The sequence below is a fragment of the Pseudomonas sp. MD195_PC81_125 genome (assembly GCF_014060985.1).
Taxonomy (GTDB): domain Bacteria; phylum Pseudomonadota; class Gammaproteobacteria; order Pseudomonadales; family Pseudomonadaceae; genus Aquipseudomonas; species Aquipseudomonas parakoreensis.
Genome location: NZ_JABULD010000150.1, coordinates 1 through 1,478, shown reverse-complemented (window position 1 = coordinate 1,478; position 1,478 = coordinate 1). Strand labels below are relative to the sequence as shown.

Here is a 1,478-nt window from a genome sequence, read left to right as displayed (position 1 = left end):
ACTTTCACTCTTCGGGGCTGTAGCGAATCTCATCTACTGTTTTTATGTGGTCGCCAGCGGCTTTCTGAAAACGGATATTGCACCGGGCTGGATCAGTCTTTCCTTACAACAGTCCGGGATGTTCTTCCTGATTTCGCTGGTGCTGTTGGTATTGGGTGAGTACATCCTGCACATGACCAGTCTTTCCAATGAAGGACCGCTCTACCATATTGCCCAGGAATTCACGAGTGCACGGATCACCCGTCGAGAAAAACTGAACATCGAGGAAGTAGCGTCGCCTGAAACACCGCTGCCTACTTCTGGCCGAGTTGTGTGATGCCGACGACCAACATGCAGGACGCGGTGATTATCGGGGGAGGGTTTTACGGCGCGGCGATCGCGGTCTACCTGGCGAAGCAACGCGGCATGAAGCGAGTCACTCTTATGGAGCGTGAATCGTCATTGTTGAGCCGTGCCTCCTATAACAACCAGGCACGTGTCCACAACGGCTATCACTATCCGCGCAGCTTCACCACTGCGTATCGCAGTCGTATCAACCTGCCGAAATTCGTTCAAGACTGGCCCGAGGCGGTGAAGCAGGATTTCACCAAACTGTACGCCATTGCCCGACGTAACTCGAAAGTCACGGCGAATCAGTTCGAACGCTTTTATCGAGAAATCGGCGCAAAAATTGAACTTGCCAGCCCAGCGCTTCGAGCATTGTTTGAACCTCGCCTGATCGAAGAGGTTTATCTGGTTGAAGAGTATGCGTTCGATTCAACTCAACTGGCCAAGTGGGCGTTGCGTGAACTGCTGGAAAGCGGGGTCAATATTCGCCTGAACACCCAGGCGGTGGCCATCAGCAACAGCCCGAATCGGTCGCTGAATGTAACACTCGGTGGCGACGGCAAAGAACCGGAACAACTCAGTGCTCGATACGTGTTCAACTGCACCTATAGTGGCCTGAATCAGTTTGGCGGCGACTTCCCCGGCACGCGAACTGCGCTCAAGCAAGAAATCACTGAAATGGCGCTGATGCAGATGCCACCGGCACTCCGCGATCTGGGTATCACCGTGATGGATGGCCCCTTCTTCTCAGTCATGCCCTTCCCAGCGCGCGGCTTGCATACCGTATCGCATGTTCGCTACACCCCGCATATGCACTGGTCCGACGAACCCGGCTCCAACCCTTATCAAAAGCTGGACAACTATAAAAGGGACACTCGCGTAGATCGAATGATCCGCGACATTGGTCGCTACCTGCCTTCAGTCATGGACTCCAAATACGTCGATTCGCTTTTCGAAGTCAAAACAATCCTCACCAAAAACGAGGGAGACGATGGTCGACCCATCCTGTTCGAGAAGCACGAAACGCTTCCAGGTTGTTACTCCATCCTGGGCGGAAAGATCGACAATATTTATGACGTGCTGGAAAAGCTCGATACTGAAAACCTGTCCTGCACTCCCTCCTCTTCTTCTGAGCAACTACCATGAATTCG

Annotated in this window: 1 protein-coding gene and 1 pseudogene; both read left to right on the top strand. The window is 53.0% G+C overall.

The features are described from left to right. Nucleotides 1-316, top strand: a pseudogene (locus HT737_RS06660) (glycosyl transferase); the annotation flags it as partial. Next, complete coding sequence (locus HT737_RS06655) at nucleotides 316-1,473, top strand: FAD-binding oxidoreductase (RefSeq protein ID WP_182401917.1); 1,158 nt, start codon at nucleotides 316-318, stop codon at nucleotides 1,471-1,473. The pseudogene HT737_RS06660 and the gene HT737_RS06655, both read left to right, overlap by 1 nt. Nucleotides 1,474-1,478: the final 5 nt, after the last annotated feature.